Origin of the sequence: Streptomyces halobius (assembly GCF_023277745.1) — a bacterium.
GTDB lineage: Bacteria > Actinomycetota > Actinomycetes > Streptomycetales > Streptomycetaceae > Streptomyces > Streptomyces halobius.
The window spans coordinates 1054895-1072178 of sequence record NZ_CP086322.1; the positions used below are offsets into that span (position 1 = coordinate 1054895).

Below are 17284 nucleotides of genomic sequence, written 5' to 3' on the forward strand. Positions count from 1 at the left end.
GCTGCGTGACGCTAGGGCCGAGGACGCCCCCGCCAATTCCCCGTCTCGTCGATCGGACTCCCAACGGTACCCGGGCGACAGCCGTCGACCGGATCGGTACGATCCGGAAGACGATGGTGAGCGCGCACAACCAGGCGAACGCCGCAATCCGCTCCGGGGCACCCGCGCCCTCAGTCGCACCGCGCGGCCTCGTGCTCGGCCCGGTGCTGCGTCTCGCGCTCGGCGAAGAAGTGGGCCCCAGCGGCGGCCACCACTATCCCGGTGATCATCTGCACAGAGTAGGTCAGGCTCATCAACGGCGCGGGCAGCCTCGGGTCCCCGGCCGGGACGGGCAGCGTAGTCAGCGTCATCCAGCCGCCCCAGCAGGCCAGTGCGCCGGCGCCGGTCCAGGCGGCGGTCAGCGCCACCAGCACCGGGAGGCGGCGCCCACGACCGTGGGCGAGCAGCAGGATGCCGGCGATGGTGAGCACGGCGAACAGGACGTATGAAGCGTCGTTCACACGGGCGTTGAAGTCCTGGGAGGCGGCCCGCGCGGGGCTCAGACCGAATGTGCCGCCGGTCGCCCACACCAGATGCATCGCGCCCGCGAACAGGGCCAGCGTGCTTGCCACGCCCGCGATCAGCCGACGCGCGGACCGGGTCGGCGAGGGCGGCAGCGCCCCGATCCGGCCGCGCCACAGATGCCTCCAGCGCTCCCTGGCGTACCGCACGAAGAAGGTGGCCAGCGCCAGGGCCTGCACGATAAAGCCGCCATAGACGACGCTCCACACCCAGGAGTCCAAGAGCGCATCGGCGCCACCATCAGTCACCGTGTGTCCGTGCAGCGCGGCGGCCACTGTCTGGACGGGAAACGCCACGATGATCGGCGCCAGCAGCCCGGACGCGCACCACATCGGCACCGCCAGCAACCAGGCCGGAACCCTCTGCCCCCATGGCCGGGTGAGCAGGAACGCCAGCAGGATCACCACGCCGTCCATGAGCACGGTGAGCGCATTGATCGCCATCAGGGAATTGCCGTCCTGGCGCAGCGCGCTGCCCTCAGGGATGCCGATGCGGCTGCCCGCGAACCAGGCGATCTTGAGGGAGAGGTACGGGAGGCAGGCGACAACGGCCGTCGCCCGCAGCGCCGCGCCGACGCCCCGCCGTGGAGCGGGAGCCAGGGCGCGGTGGGCGCGGTGTCGGGTCAAAGCGGTCATGGCGCCCAGCATTCCGGCCGCCGCCCGCCGCGTGCCTCAGCCCCGACGACGATCCTCCTCCGCCGTACGGGGGAGGGCGCAACACACCTGCTGGTCCCTTCGGTGTGGACTTCCTCCCCGTTGCACGACTCCGAGGCCACGCGCAACGCGGTCCGCGCGACCCCCACCTCAACGGCGCCGCGGAGGTCTTCCGTGCGTTCGTCGCCCAGAACGCGGACGCGCTCGACGCAGCTTCCCCGACGATGCCCCGCCCGGCTGGACGCAGTCGAGGTTCCGGGGCGGGCGACCTGAGGCGGAGCTGTTACCCGACCAACGATGCGTGACGAGCCACTAGTTGTGGTTTTGCAGGTGCGAGCCGGCAACGTTTGTCGACGGTATTTGACCTGTCTCAGCGAAGTTAGTCGGCTGGAAGCCGATGACCTGGGCGGATTGGATTGGTTGAGACGAGAGGTCGCCGCTCACGTGGCGGTGTGTGGTCTTGGACGTAGAGCCTGATGATGCCGTAGGAGATCGACGTCTCGTGCTCGTCCATGAGTCGCGCCCAGATGTCTCTGGGGCGGTGCCCAGCCTCGATCATGGCGTCGACGAGGTGACGGACAGGGTCGAGGGCGGTTGGCCGGCGAGGCAACCGCTTGCGGGGGCGGGGTTCGAGTCCGTCCAGTGCAGCCCTGACAGTCCGCCAGGTGACCTGGTGGCGTTTTTCCAGGGCTCTGCCCGAGAGTGCTTCTGCTTCAGCATCGCGTCGGATGCGCTGGTAGAGCTCTCGCTTGTCGTTCTTCTTGGGCGGTTTGGGGCTTGGGCGGGGGTTGCGCCGTCGGCGGGGTGGGCTGGAATCAGCCAGGACTCGTTCCAGTAGTTCGGGCGGGCGTCCGGCCAGTGCCGCGAGACGTTCGAGTCGGGGTTTCCCGAACAAGTTCGATGAGCCGGTGAGGAAGCCGTGCAGGTAGCTGGGTTTGAGGTGGTTGGCGTGGGCCAGGCGTCGGATGTAGGAGTCGGTGGGTTCTCCAGGACGTGGCCGGACCTGGATGGGAAGCCGGGACAGCGGTGGTTCCGGAGTATCGGTCATGCGCGGGTCGTCCTCTTCCGCGGAGGGACCGCGGTCTCTGCAGCGTGGTCCAGAGGGATCGCGTCGATCGTCTCCTTCGTCACGCGTTCGGTGCCGCTGAGGATGGCGTCGATTGCGGCTCCTCGGATCGCGTGGGAAAGGGCCCCGATCATGCCGTCGGTCCGTTTGTGGAGGTAGCGGTCGAGTTTGACCAGACTGCCGGGCGGGTGATCGTGCAGCAGGAGTGTGTTCTCCAGGGTCGCGACCAGCCCTTTCCACTCGGGGCCGTAAGGGAATGGGCGGGTGGGGACGAGCGTGAAGCGGCCTGCGATCTGGGCTCCGCGGGTGCCGGCCAGGAGCTCGCTGTCCTCAACGCCGATGCCTGCATAGACGAACGTCGCGGGAATGCGCTCTGAGAAGTACTTCAAGGTGTCCGAGACTTCGGCGCCGGAGCGGGTGGTCTGCGAGATGTTGTGGATCTCGTCGACGAGCACCAGGCCGGTGCGGGTGTCGGTGCAGACGCCGACCACCGCTTCGATGATGTCGGTCATGTTCAGTCGCGACCGGATGGGCAGGCCGAGAAAGCGGGCGAACTCCGCGGCGACCATGCGGGCTGTCGCGGCTGGGGGAACGGTGATGTAGAGGACGGGGATGCGGTCCGGGACATTCGGATGCCGGGCCCGGTCGAGGAGTTCGTGGGCGCGTCCGAGCTGGGTGATGGCGATGGTCTTGCCGGTGCCGGGCAGGCCGGAGACGATCAGCCCGCGACGGGCGCTGATCGCATGCCGGTTGAGCAGAACGAGCCGCCGGCCGCAGGTCACGGTCTTCTCGACGAACGATGTGGCGACTACGAGCATGCGAGCGTGATGATCAAGGCGGGCCTCGTCGTAGAGGTCCCGATCTGTCGGGGACAGCCTCTGCAACTCGCCCAGAGGAAGTAGAACTGGGGGCTCGGGCGAACTGGCGACGAACTTCCGCCACCCTTCCAACGTGGTGAGCTGCCGGCTGGCGTGGGCATCAGCCTCCTGCAGCGTGGTGTGCTGGGATGCCGGCACTGAGATGGTCACGGGCGCTTCCAGGGGTTGGCGAGCGGATCGAACAGGCCCAGCGGGATGACTTCGGCGAGATGGGTGTCTGCTTCGTCGTCGTGCGGTGGCTCGGCAGGCGGCTCGGGGATCGGCCGGTCGGCGGCGGTTGCCCGGGTGCGGGCGGCGACACGACGGTCCCGCCGGGACCGCTTGGCCGGGCGGTCCTTCTCCTCGGCCGGGCCGTCGTGGGCTCGCCGAAGCAGGGCAGCAGCGGCATCGGCGATCTGTTCCTCGGTGCCGCTGGGAACCTGCTCGCAGGCCCGGTCCCAGGCCAGTTCACCGAACGGGACGCCGACGCGGTGAAGGTGTTTCCAGAACAGGGTGATCCACCGGTTGCGGCGGCGGTCGCGTACCCAGATCCGGGAGATGTCGTAGGGGTCGTGGTGGATCTCCCACAATCCCTTCTTCGCCGCCACCCCCGAGTGCTGGCGGCGCAAAGGGGTCAGTTCTGGGCTGTCATAGGTGCGGCGCTTGATCCGGATGCCATAGGAGTTGATCGCCTGCCAGCGTTCAGGCAGCAGCTCGACGTAGTCTTCGCCGCTCAGCGGGACGGGGATATAGCCGCAGGACTCAAGCAGTGTTACGTACTTCTCGTTCGGCGAGAACGCCCGCGTCGGCACCTCCGGATCGCGTAGTCCGTCATGGGGCCTCGTCTGCCACCCGGTTTTACCGACCGCAGAAGCTCGTGAACCGGCTCTGAACTGCGACGATTCACAGACTACATGTCCACGACGGTCGGTCAACGTTCTTCGGGTGATCACGAGCACTGGTGACGGCGGTAGCTGTCAGAGGTGTGCAGTACGGTCCTGTCATGGCAGCCAAAATCGATCTGACCCTCGATTGCGCGGACGCACAACTCCTCGCCGATTTCTGGAAGACGGCACTGGGCTATATCGACGAGCCGCCGCCTGCTCCCTTCAAAACCCGCGAGGAGTGGCTCGCGCAGTTTGACCTGCCGGAGGACGAATCCGAGGACGACGGGGCGTGGCTCTGCGATCCCGACGGCGTCGGCCCCCGCCTCTCCATCCTCAAGGTCTCCGAACCGAAGACGGCGAAGAACCGGCTTCATATCGACGTTCGGGTGCCGGGACACGGCAGTGCCGGTGAGCGGTGGGCGCGGATCAAGGCTGAGTCTGAGCGGCTGGTGAAGGCGGGCGGGGCCGTCCGGCAGGAGTTCGACGGGCACCACGTTGTGATGGCCGACCCAGAGGGCAACGAGTTCTGCGTCGCCGCAGCCTCGGCCTGAGGCTGGCAGAGGTCGGGGACGTTCCCCGGCCTCTGCCTTGGCTGGCCGAGCGCCGCTGTCACCGTCAACAATCCGTCGACGCCCCGTGGTGGCAGCTCGGGAGTCCGGCCGCTGTAGGCGGCCGAACTCGCCGGACCGAGTCGTGCCGTCAGGCGCGTTTCCCGGAACTATCGCGTCACTGCTGAACTCCCTGCGAGGGGTTGGCGATCTGGGCTTCGAGGTCAGCGACGCGCCGGTCCTGGAAGCGGAGGTTGGAGCGGGCGGCTTTGAGTCGCTCGTCGAGGGTGCGGTTGTCAGCGGTCAGCTGGCGGACCTTTTGTTTGAGTGTGGTGTTTTCGGTGGTGATCCGCTGGATGGCTTCCTCGGTCCACTCGGCTTGCAAGTACCTTATCTGGCCGAGTAGTTCACCGATGCGGGTGCGCTGGGTGAGGATCTCGACCTGGGCGGCCTTGAGCGCGTCCTCGGCGTTCAGCGCGCGCTCGCGCCAGGTCGCCTCGCGCTCGTCGTCCTGTGCGGTGAGCATGCGGGTCCGGCGGTCACCTGCCTTGGCCATCGCTGCGGCGACGGCGGCCCGGGCCTCGGAGTTGTCATAGAGGAAGGTGCGTGAGACGTTCGCCCGCCGGGCGACAGCAGCGACGCTGACCTGAGCCTTCTCCCGTTGGAGCCGGGCGATGGACTCGTGGACCCGCAGGAGGGCCGCCTCGGTCTTGCTGCGGCGGGCTGCCAGGGCAGCGGCAGTGCGGGATTCGGGGACGTTGTTCATGCGACGTCCTGTTCGGGGTCGGTGTCCTCGGCTGTGCATGTATCGCTGTACTCGTTTTCCTCCTCGGTGCCCGCGGCAGCGAGGTCGGCTGCACGGAAGGCGGTGGACCACACGCGGCGGAAGTAATCCTGGGGTTTGCGCAGGTCCAGGGCGAGGGCGTCGTCAAGAAGGCCAAGGCCGGCCAGGGCCTTCTCCAGGCCGTCGATGGCGCGGGCGGTCGGCTCGAAGTAGCGGTGGAGGTAGTCGGCGGTGGCGTCGTCCGGGGCGCCCTCGGCCAGCAGCCGCCACTGCTCACGCTTGCGACGCCAGTAGAGCAGGTCGGCGCCGGACAGAACGAACTTGTCGCAGGAGTGGCAGTTGAGGCTCCAGGGGCAGTCGCCGCCGTCGACGACGGGCTGGAAGGTGCAGAAGCCGCCCTCGGCAGGAGTGCTGCGGCGACCAAGGTCGATCGCGAGGGCCATGGCATGCTCTCGGGTGAGCGGAGTGAGGTCGTCGGTGAGGATTTCGCCGGGGTTGGCGGCTCCGGGGCCGGCCACCCAGACGTGCTGGAGCACGCTCTCCAGGTCGGACTGGGCGAGATGGACGTAATGCTCGGCCATGCGCTCGGAGACCTGACCGAGGTAGCGGCGGATGTGGGTCAGGCTCGCTCCGGCTCGCAGCAGGCTGGTGGCCAGCGAGTGCCGGGCTTGGTGGGGCACCCACCGGCCTATGTCGAGATCGTTGATCCATGCTTTGAAGCCCCGGTGGAACCACTGGTAGGACAGGGGCCGACGGCTGTCGCTGTTGCGCTGGTTGCTGGGAAACAGCGGCAGTTGGGCGCGTTCCTCCAGGGTCGGCGGGCGGTTGTGGCGAGTGGCGAACAAGGCCAGGGTCTTGCGCTGTCGGGCTTCCAGCCGCTGGTGGAGCTGTTCAGGTATGCGGATCGCGGCGTCGTAGTTGCCGACCTTCGTTTGGTCGTGCCAGAGCATGGGGAGCCCGCCGTAGCGGCCCAGGCAGTCCAGACGAAGTTTGATCACCTCGCTGCAGCGCCGTCCGGTGACGATGATGGTCTCCCAGGCGTCTCGGAGTCCGCGGTCGGCCGGGTCGTGGCAGGCGGCGAGCGTCTGCAGGTTCGTCTCCGCGGCGAGGGCTCGGGCGACTTCGTCGGAGAAGGGGGTCCGTGTCCGGGTGACGATCCTGCCCGAAGAGGGCATGGCGGTGACGAAACCCCGGTCGAGGCCGAGCCGTTCGGCTTCGCCGGATTCCAGAGCTTCCAGGAGGATTCGCCGGGTGCGGGTGAAGACCATCTGGCGGGTGTAGGCGGTCACGACGGACGGTTTGCCGTGCAGGCCTTTCACTCCCAGGGACGGCAGCCCGTCCAGTTCGCGGAGTCGTTGGTCGGCGGCGAAGTCGTGGACGTGGTGCGGCCGAAGCAGCCTTGGGTCGTGACCGCCGCCGGGGGCGTGGATCTCCAGGAAGGCGCTGAGCTCGGTGCAGGCTCGCCGGGTGCCGTCGAAGGTGTGGCCTGAGCGCGGACAGCTCGGGGACCGCAGTATCGCGGCGAAATGATCCCAGGCCAGGTCGCGGAGCCATCGCTGAGATATCGGGGTCAGGTCGATGCGTGTCGACCGGTTGTTCAGCCTGCGGCCGAAGTGCTCGGTGTTCAGGTAGCCCTGCTCGCGGGTCTGCTCCGGCGTCACATAAAGCGGGGTGAGCAGGTCGATGAGGATCCGGGCGAGGTAGGAGGCATCCCGGCCGGCTGTGGCCAGCCGACTACCTTCCTCGTCCGGGTCCAGGCTGTCGGCAGTCAGGTCGGTGAGTGAGTGAAATCCGTGCTCGCGGCAGTAGTCCGCCAGGCTCTGGATCTGTGTGAGCTCCCAGCGCCTTCCCGATCCACGGGCGTGGACGAACAGTCCCCACTGAATCTCGGCTCTCAGGAGCGGGTGCAGACCGCGGAGGTTGATCTGACCAGGTCGGGATACTGGTGCTGTCCTTGAGCACCACCGCCGGAAGTCCGATTCGTTGTCGTAGACGACCGGCACCGGCGAACCGACCCGCTCGTAGCGATTGCCCCACTGCGCTGGCAGCACGGCCCCGCCCGGCCGCCCCTCTCTGCGATAGCGCCGGTGGTGCCGATAGCAGAGCCCCAGGGGCGATTCCGCCAGGTCAGGACAGACCACGGCTTTGCAGCGTCCATATCCGGGCCGAGACAGCTGCTTGGCCAGCCAGGTGTCGAAGTCGGCGGCGTCTCCGTGCCGGTCGCGGTAGTGATACCAGCTGAACTGGTGGTGGTGACACAACTCCAAGGTCAACTGGCGTGCCGGCCGCTCGGGGCAGAGCCGGCACGGTCGCTCACGCAGTTCCTCGCCGTGCCCGACCAGGTCAGCGGTGCGTAGGAAGTCCGCCCGGGACTGCTCAGCGCGCAGCCGCCGCCATGCAACCTCGTGGGCGCCGCAGAGATCTCCCCGGCCCGCCCTCGGCCGCTCGCAATCGGTGACCAGGCAGACCCATCGGTAGACAGGGTGGTCCGGTGTGATCTCGACGATCTCCGAGCGGAACACTGGATCGAAGGACGGTGAGTTGACCAGCGCGGTCATGATCTCGAATCGATCCCGTCCCTCCCGGGCGTCCCGCACCGGGGTCAGAGCTGTCTCGGTCACCGCGTCTCACCCCAGACCGCGCGTAGAGCGGAGTCGAAGGCAGGGTCGTGGATGTCGACGTGTCCGTAGACCTCGTCGACGGTGGCGGCCGAGGCCCAGCCGCCGGCATCCCGGGCGATCAGCAGGTTGCCGTCGGCGGCGTCGAGGACCGCGGACGTGAACGAATGCCGGAAGGCGTGGGGTTTCACCAGCCCGAGCTCGGCGCGTTTCCCGGCCCGGCCGAGCATCCGCCGGGCCCCGACCGGCGCCCACGGCTGTCCGGCGCAGGCGCCGTGCAACTGGACCAGGAGCATGCCGTGTCCGGCTTCGCGCGGGTACTCGCTGGTGAGGTACTCGAAGTAGGAGTGCACCATCGCCGGACTGACCCGCTTGATCAGTCCGCCGGTAACCGTGCCGTGCTCGACCCGCCAGGAGTGCTTGGTCTTGGCCTCGGCCCGGTTCGGATTACCGGGCCGGTGACAGACGTGCAGATGAGGGGCGCGGCACTCGCCGCAGGCCGCGTTCTCGCGCAGGTGCAGGTCGACCAGGTGCAGCCCGCAGAGTTCGCCGATCCGCAGGCCACCGTCGGCCAGCCAGGTCACCACCATCCGGTCCCGGGCCGAGTTCACCGTCTCCAGCAGCTTCTCCCTCGCCCCGTCGGGCAGCATCTTCGGGTGCCGGCGGTGCGGGCCCTTCGGCGCGAGCGGGTTGGCCGGCATCGCGGACTTCACGTGCCCGAGGAACGACCGGCGCCGGTCCACCCGCGACGGCAGCCGTGTGCCGTCGAGCTTCTCACCGAGGCCCACGTTGACGCCGAGGGAGGCTTGGTGCAGGTAGAAGCCCTTCAGGCAGGATGCCGCGGTCGACAGCGCGGACCGGCCGTAGGGGCGCTTGCCCACCCGCCACGGTTCCCCGAGCGGCATATGGACCTCGGCGCCGACGATGCCCATGTACCGTTCCAGGTCGCGCAGTTGGACTGTGTCGAAGGCCAGGCACTCGCGCTCCAGCCACCGGAGATGATCGACCAGGTAGTACGCGTAGGTCTTCTGTGTGCCCGAGCCGTCATGGACGCGCAGGAACCGGTCCGCCTCGGCGTGGAGTGTGCCCTCCGGCCAGACGATGGTCCATGACCTCCATCCGCTCTTCCGCTCGATCCGCTGGACCCTCAAGTCCTCGACCACAAGGTGCCGTACCACTCGTCCTCCGTACCGACTCCAGAACATGACGAACGTCCTGAACCCGGTCGGTAAACAAGCCCATGACGTTCACGCCACAGGCTCGAACGGACATCACGAACAGCACAAACTACGGTCGGTAAAGCAGGCGATGACCCACTCATCGAGAAGATTCTGGAGTTCGGGCAGCGACCACAGCCTTCCGTCTTCCAGCCGCCGCCCGCGGCGGTCCGTGGTCGAGCCGGTGTAACCCGCGACGAACTGGGCGAACAATGTGGCCACTGAGCCCAGGGTCTTCTCGATCGTGCCCTTGTCATGAGTCGTCGACTGCACCCGATCAGCACGGTCAGCCCGGAGTTGTCCGGGTCACGCACCCGTTCCACCCGTGGCATGGGCGGGAGTTCGCCTTCGTCGACCGGTGCCTGGCGTGGGACGTGGACCGGGTCAGCTTCCTGGACGAGAACGGCGAGGTGGCCTCGCTGCCCGCAGCGTGGACGGACATCGATCCGGTGGACCCGTTCGTCGTGGTGGCCGACGGTCCCTGTCCGTTCCGGGTGCAGGACCTGTTGGCCGCTGCTGATCTGCTTGACGCGCTCAGGTCGCGGACTGTCGGGAAGAAGATGCCGTGAGTGTCGCCTGATCCACACCGCTCTCGATGCCCGTCGCGATCGAGAGCGGTGTGAGGGACACGATGGGGGTGCGTGATCACCTGCAGATTCACCTGCATGTACCCCGTTTGGAGTCTTGGCCGTGATCGCCCCTCGGCGCGAACCTGGTGACACCGGCCGGGCCTGGGAGGGGACAGCAGTGGCAGCGACCGTAACAGACCCCAAGGCGACCGCTTTGGCAGCGGCACGCGTGCTCAACCCACATCCCGAGCGGGTGGTCGACGAGGTGTTCCTCGCCTCGCCGTTCTGCGACGCACGGGACTTGGTGCAGGTCAAGTACGAGATGGTGCGGCGAGTGCGGGTGGACAAGGTGCCGGTCGCCCAGGCGGCCCGTGCCTTCGGCTACTGCCGCCAGGCGTTCTATGAGATCGCCGCCGCCCTGGACGCCGGCGGGCCAGGCGCCCTGGTTCCAGGCAAGCCCGGTCCGAAGGGGCCGACCAAGCTGACCGAGCCGGTCATGGACCGCATTGATGCCTGGCGTGCAGGCGAACCCGGCCTCACTTCACGGAAGTTGGCCGCTCGGTTGCATGACGAGCTTGGCCTTTCCGTCCACCCGCGCTCCATTGAACGCGCAGTGGCCCGCCGTCGTGAACCGGAGACGGCCGAGGAGGAGCCCATAGCCCGAGTCGCCAACGGGCGGTGAGTCTGCGGCCGGTGTCGCGGAGTACGAGCGGTTGCACTGGGCGCCGTTGCGGGGCGGACGTCGGCCTGGGCTGGGAGTGCTGGTGGCCCGGGGCATGCTCGCCTTCTTGCGCGTGGCCGACGCCGTCTGCACCACACGAAAGAACCCTCCTGAGGCTCCGCCGCCCCTTCCGGTGGCGGGCGGCGTGCTGGATCCGGAGGTCGTGCGGGTGTGGTCACGGATAGTCCTGGCCCACGCCCACAGCCCATGACCAGCGGTGACGTCCGCGCTGGAGATCACAGAAGGAGAAGCTGGTGGATCCGCTGTTCGGGCCGGCGGCCAAGGTGACCGCCGCTCACCTCGCCCGGGACGCCTACCTGTATATCCGGCAGAGCTCGCTCAAGCAGGTCCTGAACAACACCGAGTCGACGGTGCGGCAGTACGGGCTCAAGGAGCGGGCCATCGCACTGGGCTGGCCCGCGGACCGGATCCACGTCATCGACACGGACCAGGGACAGTCCGGTGCCTCGGCGGCGGACCGGGAAGGCTTCCAGCGGCTGGTCACCGAGGTCGGCATGGGACACGCCGGCATCGTCTTGGGCCTGGAGGTGAGCCGGCTCGCGCGGAACAACACCGACTGGCACCGGCTGCTGGAGATCTGCGCCATGGCCGGGACCCTCATCCTCGACGAGGACGGTCTCTACGACCCCTGCGACTTCAACGACCGCCTGCTGCTGGGCCTGAAGGGCACCATGTCGGAGGCAGAGCTGCACCTGCTCAAGGCCCGCCTGCGCGGAGGCCAGCTGTCCAAGGCCCGCCGCGGGGAACTGATCAGCCCCCTGCCGATCGGCCTGGTCTACGACCCGTCCGGGAAGGTCGTCCTCGACCCCGATACCGCCATCCAGCAGGCCATCCGGGCGGTCTTCGAGCTGTTCGACGCCACCGGCTCGGCCACCGCCGTGGTCAAGTCGTTCAATGCCGAGGGCCTGCGGCTGCCCCGCCGCCTGGCCCACGGCCCGGACAAGGGCAAGGTCGTGTGGGCCCCGGCCCAGCACTCGCGGATCCTGCAGATCCTGCACAACCCCCGCTATGCCGGCGCCTTCTTCTACGGCCGCTACCAGCACCGGCCCACCCCCGGCACCGGCAAGAGCGGCCCACGGCTGCAACCACGCGAGCAGTGGGTCGCCTTCTTCCCCGACCACCACCCCGGATACATCACGCTGGAGAAGTACGACGCCAACCAGGCCAAACTCGCCGCTAACGCCACCGCCCACGGCAAGGACCGCCGCCACGGGCCACCCCGCGAAGGCCCGGCCCTGCTGCAGGGCATCGTCCTGTGCGGCATCTGCGGCCGGCGCATGACCGTCCGCTACCACCAACGCAAAGACCGTCTGGAGCCGGAGTACGTCTGCCAGGCCAAAGGCATCCAGTACGGCAGCCCGATCTGCCAGCGCGTCCACGGCGCTGTCGTCGACGACGCCGTCGGAGACCTGCTGGTCACCGCACTGACCCCGCACGCGATCCAGGCAGCCCTCGCCGTCGCCGACGAACTGGCCGCCCGCGCAGAGGAAGCCGACCGGCTGCGAGCCGCCGCCGTCGAACGCGCCCAGTACCAAGCCGACTTGGCCCGGCGCCGCTACCTCGCCGTCGACCCTGACAACCGCCTGGTCGCCACCAGCCTGGAAGCCGACTGGAACCAGGCCCTGCGTGACGTCGCCGAAGCCACCGACACCTACGAGAAGGCGAAAAACACCGCCACCGGCGTCCTCGATGACGCCCAGCGGGCGCGGATCACCGCCCTGGCCCGCGACTTCCCGGCCCTGTGGGCCAACCCGGACACCCCCGACCGCGAGCGCAAGCGCCTGGTACGGCTGCTGGTCACCGACGTCACCCTCATCCGCGCCGAGCAGATCACCGCCCACGTCCGCCTCACCGGCGGACAGGAGCACACCCTCGTGCGTCCGATCCCGCTGGCGTCCTGGCAGATCCGGCAGACCCCACCCGAGGTCGTCGCCGCCATCGATCAACTCCTCGACGACCACACCGACGGCCAGATCGCCGCGATCCTCACCGAACGCGGCCACGTCAGCGGCCTCGGTCAGGCCCTCAGCCCCGGAATCGTCAAGCACATCCGGCGTGCCTACCGACTGCGCAGCCATCCCCAGCGGCTCGCTGACCAGGGCATACTCAGTCTCCGCGAGATCGCCCGCCAGCTCGACATCGGCCTGAGTACGGTCAAGCACTGGCGCGACCGCGGCCTGCTGACCGGCCGCCTCGCCAACGACAAGGGCGAGTACCTCTACCACCCACCGCCGCCCGACCTCGCCCGGCCCCGCATCGGACGGCCACCCCGTCCACGACCTGCACCCGACGAAACACCCATCGAATCAGCTCAAGGAGGCGCAGTATGAAGCACGAGGTTTGTCGGTGGGTGTTGCCTTGTGGGCAGGTTGCAGGTTGATGCCCAGATAGCGGCAGGACGCCCGGAAGTTGTGCGAGACGAACACTTTGCCGTGGTCGCAGACGATCGTCTCCGGCACGATCACCGGCCGGGCCGCCGCGTGCTCCAGGCGCTCGTCAATGCTCAGCAGCCGCCGGTGCGGCAGCACCGACCGGGACATCCGCAGGGCCTCTGACCAGCCTGGACGCATCGCCTCCGGGGTGACGCTGCGGGCCAGCAGGGCGGAGGCGTCCGCAGCTTTCGTGGTGGGCCGTAGCACCGCCGCGGTAATCGACCTCGTGGCAATGTCGACCATGGCTGTCAGCTCGACCTTTTCGGCGATCCCGTCGTCCAGCCGCACCAGCACGTCCAGCGGGGTGGAGTCGATCTGCATCAACTCGCCCGGTGCACTGGCCGGCACTTCACCGAACGGACCTGAGGGTCTTGCGTTGATCGAACGACGCGTGCGGGCCGACCCGGTGGCATGGGTGCCCGCGGCCAGCTTGTCGAACAACCGATAGAGCGTGGCCCGCGACGGCAGCTCAACAGCGGTGCTCTCGCAGTCGGCGAGAATCTCCTTGGTCCGCCAGATGATGAACCCGATGGTCCTGGACGACGCGTCGACAGTCTCGGCGATCGCCTGCTGCATCGCCTCCACCACCGCCGGGTCGACGTGCCCGAAGGCCGGCATCCGCTTTGCCGACCGGCCATCCACCAGTCCAACCAGCCCGTCTCGCTGGTAACGCTGGCGTCTCTGCTTGATGCCACTAGCCGACACCCGGTGCCCGGCCGCCGTCAGTTCCGCTGCCTTGGCCCGTTCGCGCTGAGCCAGCGAGTGCTGTTTCGGATCGAACTCCGGCCGCGGCTTCGCCCCTTCCGCGACGTCCGGTGGCAGGCCGTCCAGGACCTCAAGGATGTGCCTCTCCCACCAGCGAGCCTGTTCAGCGGCCGTCTCAGGAAACTCCGCGATCCGAGCCGTCAGCGGCACCCGCCTTTTGCCGGTCACTGGGCACCCCTATCAGCCAGGCTCACGACCGTGCGTGGTCCCATCAGCTCGGTCGACATCGCCTCGGCGGTCAGTTCCTGGAGCCAGAGCAGGTGAAACAGCACGGCCAGCGTTGCCAGCCGATCGCCTACCGCATCTGCCCCGGCCATCAACGGCCTTGGGGCCGCAAAGAGCTCCCGGAGCCGGTCCGCGACCGGGCCGTTGAAGCAGCGGGGGTGCCGGTAGCGCGACAGCCACCGGACATTCGCCAGCAGCACAGCATCTGGCACCCCGACCCGCTCGAACCTCCACCCGGCCTGGGAACAGGCCAGGCCCGTCACCTCGAACGCTTCGGCGTCCTTCGGCTCGATCCGCTCGTCCGCACGAACATCGACGACCGCAGCCGAGCCGTCCGCGCGGCGCACGAAATAGTCCGGGGCGTGTCGACGCTCCCGTTCGCCGTCGTGCCAGTGCAGCCAGAACGGCTGCGAGGCGATCCCCATCACCTCGGGATCGAAGTCCATCAGCAGGAGCCGGTCACGCTCCAACCACGATTCGAAGCCGACGTGTCGCCCGGTCGTGCCCGCCCAGTACCAGCCCGCGAAGTGACGCTCGCCCCGCGACCAGCGAAACTGCCGCACCGGAGCGACGTCCTCGAACCGGGCTGTCACACAGTCCAGCAACGGACGCCTGTGACGCTCACGTACAGCGTCCACGTACGACAGCTCGACGTACGGCTCCGCAAGATCCACCCCAGCCGGTACAGCCACCCGCCACCCCCAGCACGATCACCCGCACGACTAGGTTCGCTGAGACGGAAGGCAAAACGACTGGGTTCGCTGAGTAAACGCCTCGATTGGATGAGAGCGGTCAGTTTTGGGCAGCACTCGGCGATCACAGGGCTCGGAAATGTCGATGAGAACTAGCAACGCTGTCGACGCGCGAGGGCCGTGCCGAGGAGTGCTTGAGATTGTCGTCGCTCCCGCGATATGCCGTCTCAGTGTGTGGTGAGGCGTGCGATCGTCCCGATCTCAAGAGCGGTCCACATTGCGCCGTCCGGGCCTTGAGCGATGCCGTGGGGTTCTGAGGACGGGCTGGGGAGATCGTGTTCGTCGATACGGCCGTCAGGAGTGATCCGTCCGATGCGATTGGCTCCCCACTCGGTGAACCAGCAGTTCCCGTCGGTGCCGGCGGCGATGGCGTGCGGGCGTGACGCGGGGTCGGGAAGGGCGAACTCATCGATCTTTCCGTCCGGCGCGATCCGTCCGATCTGACCGCTTCCGATTTCGACGAACCACAGGGCACCATCGGCGCCGGCTGTGATGCCGACCGGGGCGCTGGCAGGCGTTGGCAACGAATGGACGGTGACGACGCCGTCGCTTGCGATAGCACCAATCGCGTTCGCCTGATTCATAGTGAACCAGAGCCGGTCGTCCGGGCCGGGGGCGATGGCTGAGGGGAAGGCTCCCGAGATCGGGAGGGGAAACTCGGTGACGTGACCGTCGGTCGTGATGCGGCCGATGCGGTCGGCGCTGGCTTCGGTGAACCACAGGGCGTCATCGGGGCCCGCCGCGATCCCGAATGGCCCGGCATCCGAAGTCGGCAGTGGGAACGAGGCGATGTCTCCGGCTGTGGTTATGCGGCCGATGCGATGGCTGCGGAACTCGGTGAACCACAGTGCGTCATCGGGCCCTGCTGTGATGATCGACGGTCCATTGGAAGCCGGTTCGAGCTGGTAGGAGGTGTTGTCGCCGTCTGGTGTGGCCCGGCCAATCCGTCCGTGATGGACCATGGTGAACCACACTGCGCCGTCTGGTCCGGCAGTGATTCCGTAGGGTCCAGCCTCACTGTCGGAAACAGAGAGCTCCCTGATGGAAACGGTCGGACGATGCGGCATGGGCGGGTTCCTTGGATGGCGGACGGTAGAAGTGCGCCTGCGGATGCTAGCCGGACAGTGGCCCCCATGCTCCTGGATATTTCCGCGGCCGTGCACGCCCGCACTGTGCTGGAGTACGTCGCCGTCCACTCCCCGGACCCCGAGGCCGAGGTGCGCCTCGCGGTGCTCATGCTCACCCTGCGGGCCGCACGCGCCGGCACCGGGAACATCACCGGCCAGGACCTGACCGGCTGGCTCCAAGGCGATGCCGAGCGGGTACTCCAGCAGCTGGTCGCGGCCGACTGGCTGCGCCTGTCCGGCACCGTCGCCGACGTGATGGCCTCCCGGTCCGAGGACACCACCGCCATCACCGTCCCCACGCTGCTGCCGGAGCAGCCCCGCCCGTTCACCTTCGGCAAGAACAATCGCGCGAGGATCTCCGGCTGGGCCCAGAAGGTCGTGGGTGACCGGAAGATCCGGAAGAAGAAGCTGGGCGCCACCGCCCGGCTCCTGGCCCTCTACACCGCCGCCCACACCCGCCCCGACGACCGCCTCGGACATCCCGAGGACGACGGACTGCCCGTGGACCAGGTCGCCGCGTTCTGCACCCTGCCCCCCGAACAGGTCGGCGAGAACGCCGAACTGCTGATCGCCGCCGACTGGCTCACCGAAGCCGACACCGACCAAGGACGCCTGCGCGGACAGCTCACCGAGCGCATCCTGCCGCTGGGCGGGCTGCTGTAGCAGGGCGCGGTCAGCGGCCGATGACCCATGACGCGGCAGGCTTTTCCGCATCCGTGCCGGGGAGCCGCGCGGACGTCTCCCGCACCTTCCTCTACGGCAACCCCGAGGCCAGGACCGCGGTCGCCACCGCCATGGCCGAAGCCGGCGAACGCCGGTCTTACATCCTCGCCGAGCGGGACGACGAGCGGGACGCGACCTGGCGTGAACGCGCGCTGAACGCCGAAGACGCCCTGAAGGCCGCCCATGCCGAGATCCTCGCCCAGCGCGCCTCCTTGACGCTCGGGGTGCCGTTGAACTTCGCGACCCACGCTCCGGGCGGTCCGGTCAGGCGGGCCGTTGCGGAGCCGTCCGGGTTCGGCGCCCAGCCGGCCATCGCCGTGCGGCGCGCGTCCTCCTCGTCCAGCGCACGGACAGTGGTGGTGATCGGAGCCGTGATCGTGACCGTGAACGTCTTAAGCGGCGGCGCCGCCCTGCGCTACTTACGGTACTGAGCAACGGCATGCTGGTAGCGCACCAGCTCCCGCACGTACTGCTCGATGCGTACGAACCCGCGGGCCGCGTCGTGGCCGGTGGTGTCGACTTCGCTGAACCGCACCCACTCTCCGGTACCGACCCCGCAGGGACCCGAACGCTCGTACAGGGTATCCAGCGGTGCGCCTGCGGCCTTCGCCTTCGCGCACCGATCCTTGATGTACCCGGCGTGCGACCCGCTCTCTACGGCCCAGGCGACCATGTGCAGGTAACCGTGATGCTCGGCGGGATCGGTGACGTGGTTGATGGCGCCACCGTAAGGCGGGTTGAACTTCGGCTCCTGCACG

At 68.3% G+C, this 17284-nt stretch carries 16 protein-coding genes and 2 pseudogenes; 6 read left to right on the plus strand and 12 right to left on the minus strand.

Annotated features, from left to right (window positions below; all coding sequences use genetic code 11):
* Window positions 1-170: 170 nt before the first annotated feature.
* The 4 genes and pseudogenes from K9S39_RS05060 to K9S39_RS05075 form a co-directional block, all read right to left on the minus strand.
* Window positions 171-1196, minus strand: coding sequence for a hypothetical protein (locus K9S39_RS05060; protein ID WP_248862164.1), 1026 nt, complete (start codon window positions 1194-1196; stop codon window positions 171-173).
* Between the two features lie 397 nt (window positions 1197-1593).
* The gene (locus tag K9S39_RS05065; protein ID WP_248862165.1) at window positions 1594-2262 is read right to left on the minus strand and encodes a TniQ family protein; all 669 of its coding nucleotides are present in this window, start codon (window positions 2260-2262) and stop codon (window positions 1594-1596) included.
* Complete coding sequence (locus K9S39_RS05070) at window positions 2259-3308, minus strand: TniB family NTP-binding protein (RefSeq protein ID WP_406707870.1); 1050 nt, start codon at window positions 3306-3308, stop codon at window positions 2259-2261. The genes K9S39_RS05065 and K9S39_RS05070 overlap by 4 nt, the downstream gene beginning before the upstream one ends.
* Window positions 3305-3988: pseudogene (locus tag K9S39_RS05075) on the minus strand (Mu transposase C-terminal domain-containing protein); the annotation flags it as partial. The gene K9S39_RS05070 and the pseudogene K9S39_RS05075, both read right to left, overlap by 4 nt.
* Before the next feature lie 152 nt (window positions 3989-4140).
* Here K9S39_RS05075 and K9S39_RS05080 point away from each other — a divergent pair.
* Window positions 4141-4575, plus strand: a complete 435-nt coding sequence (locus K9S39_RS05080) for a VOC family protein (protein WP_248862166.1) — start codon at window positions 4141-4143, stop codon at window positions 4573-4575.
* A gap of 175 nt (window positions 4576-4750) precedes the next feature.
* Here K9S39_RS05080 and K9S39_RS05085 read toward each other — a convergent pair whose 3' ends face one another.
* The 4 genes from K9S39_RS05085 to K9S39_RS05100 form a co-directional block, all read right to left on the minus strand.
* Entirely contained in the window at window positions 4751-5338 is a 588-nt protein-coding gene (locus K9S39_RS05085) for a DUF6262 family protein (RefSeq protein ID WP_248862167.1), read from the minus strand.
* A complete protein-coding gene (locus tag K9S39_RS05090) occupies window positions 5335-7977 on the minus strand; it encodes a tyrosine-type recombinase/integrase (protein WP_248862168.1) in 2643 nt (880 codons plus the stop codon). The genes K9S39_RS05085 and K9S39_RS05090 overlap by 4 nt, the downstream gene beginning before the upstream one ends.
* Complete coding sequence (locus K9S39_RS05095) at window positions 7974-9152, minus strand: tyrosine-type recombinase/integrase (protein ID WP_248862169.1); 1179 nt, start codon at window positions 9150-9152, stop codon at window positions 7974-7976. The genes K9S39_RS05090 and K9S39_RS05095 overlap by 4 nt, the downstream gene beginning before the upstream one ends.
* A gap of 93 nt (window positions 9153-9245) precedes the next feature.
* Window positions 9246-9464 carry a hypothetical protein gene (locus K9S39_RS05100; protein WP_248869224.1) on the minus strand — a complete coding sequence of 73 codons (219 nt, stop codon included), beginning with the start codon at window positions 9462-9464 and terminating at the stop codon, window positions 9246-9248.
* Between K9S39_RS05100 and K9S39_RS05105 the strand changes: the two genes are divergently transcribed.
* From K9S39_RS05105 to K9S39_RS05115, 3 genes are all read left to right on the plus strand, one after another.
* On the plus strand, window positions 9404-9760 hold the full coding sequence (locus K9S39_RS05105; protein WP_248862170.1) for a DUF5372 family protein: 357 nt from the start codon (window positions 9404-9406) through the stop codon (window positions 9758-9760). The two genes, K9S39_RS05100 and K9S39_RS05105, sit on opposite strands and share 61 nt — an antisense overlap.
* Window positions 9761-9938: 178 nt before the next feature.
* On the plus strand, window positions 9939-10442 hold the full coding sequence (locus tag K9S39_RS05110; RefSeq protein ID WP_248862171.1) for a helix-turn-helix domain-containing protein: 504 nt from the start codon (window positions 9939-9941) through the stop codon (window positions 10440-10442).
* A gap of 293 nt (window positions 10443-10735) precedes the next feature.
* Complete coding sequence (locus K9S39_RS05115) at window positions 10736-12832, plus strand: recombinase family protein (RefSeq protein WP_248862172.1); 2097 nt, start codon at window positions 10736-10738, stop codon at window positions 12830-12832.
* Between the two features lie 9 nt (window positions 12833-12841).
* Here the strand turns inward: K9S39_RS05115 and K9S39_RS43310 are convergent.
* From K9S39_RS43310 to K9S39_RS05130, 3 genes and pseudogenes are all read right to left on the minus strand, one after another.
* Window positions 12842-13510: pseudogene (locus tag K9S39_RS43310) on the minus strand (integrase); the annotation flags it as partial.
* A 353-nt stretch (window positions 13511-13863) separates the two neighbouring features.
* The gene (locus K9S39_RS05125) at window positions 13864-14616 is read right to left on the minus strand and encodes a TnsA-like heteromeric transposase endonuclease subunit (RefSeq protein WP_248862173.1); all 753 of its coding nucleotides are present in this window, start codon (window positions 14614-14616) and stop codon (window positions 13864-13866) included.
* Window positions 14617-14843: 227 nt separating this feature from the next.
* Complete coding sequence (locus K9S39_RS05130) at window positions 14844-15743, minus strand: Vgb family protein (protein ID WP_248862174.1); 900 nt, start codon at window positions 15741-15743, stop codon at window positions 14844-14846.
* 66 nt (window positions 15744-15809) lie between these two features.
* Between K9S39_RS05130 and K9S39_RS05135 the strand changes: the two genes are divergently transcribed.
* Together K9S39_RS05135 and K9S39_RS05140 are read left to right on the plus strand one after the other, a co-directional pair.
* Window positions 15810-16466 (plus strand): hypothetical protein, encoded by a 657-nt coding sequence (locus tag K9S39_RS05135; protein WP_248862175.1) that lies wholly within the window; start codon window positions 15810-15812, stop codon window positions 16464-16466.
* Window positions 16467-16519: 53 nt separating this feature from the next.
* Complete coding sequence (locus K9S39_RS05140; protein WP_248862176.1) at window positions 16520-16957, plus strand: hypothetical protein; 438 nt, start codon at window positions 16520-16522, stop codon at window positions 16955-16957.
* Here the strand turns inward: K9S39_RS05140 and K9S39_RS05145 are convergent.
* Window positions 16942-17283, minus strand: coding sequence for a hypothetical protein (locus tag K9S39_RS05145; protein WP_248862177.1), 342 nt, complete (start codon window positions 17281-17283; stop codon window positions 16942-16944). The genes K9S39_RS05140 and K9S39_RS05145 overlap by 16 nt on opposite strands.
* Between the last annotated feature and the right edge of the window lies 1 nt (window position 17284).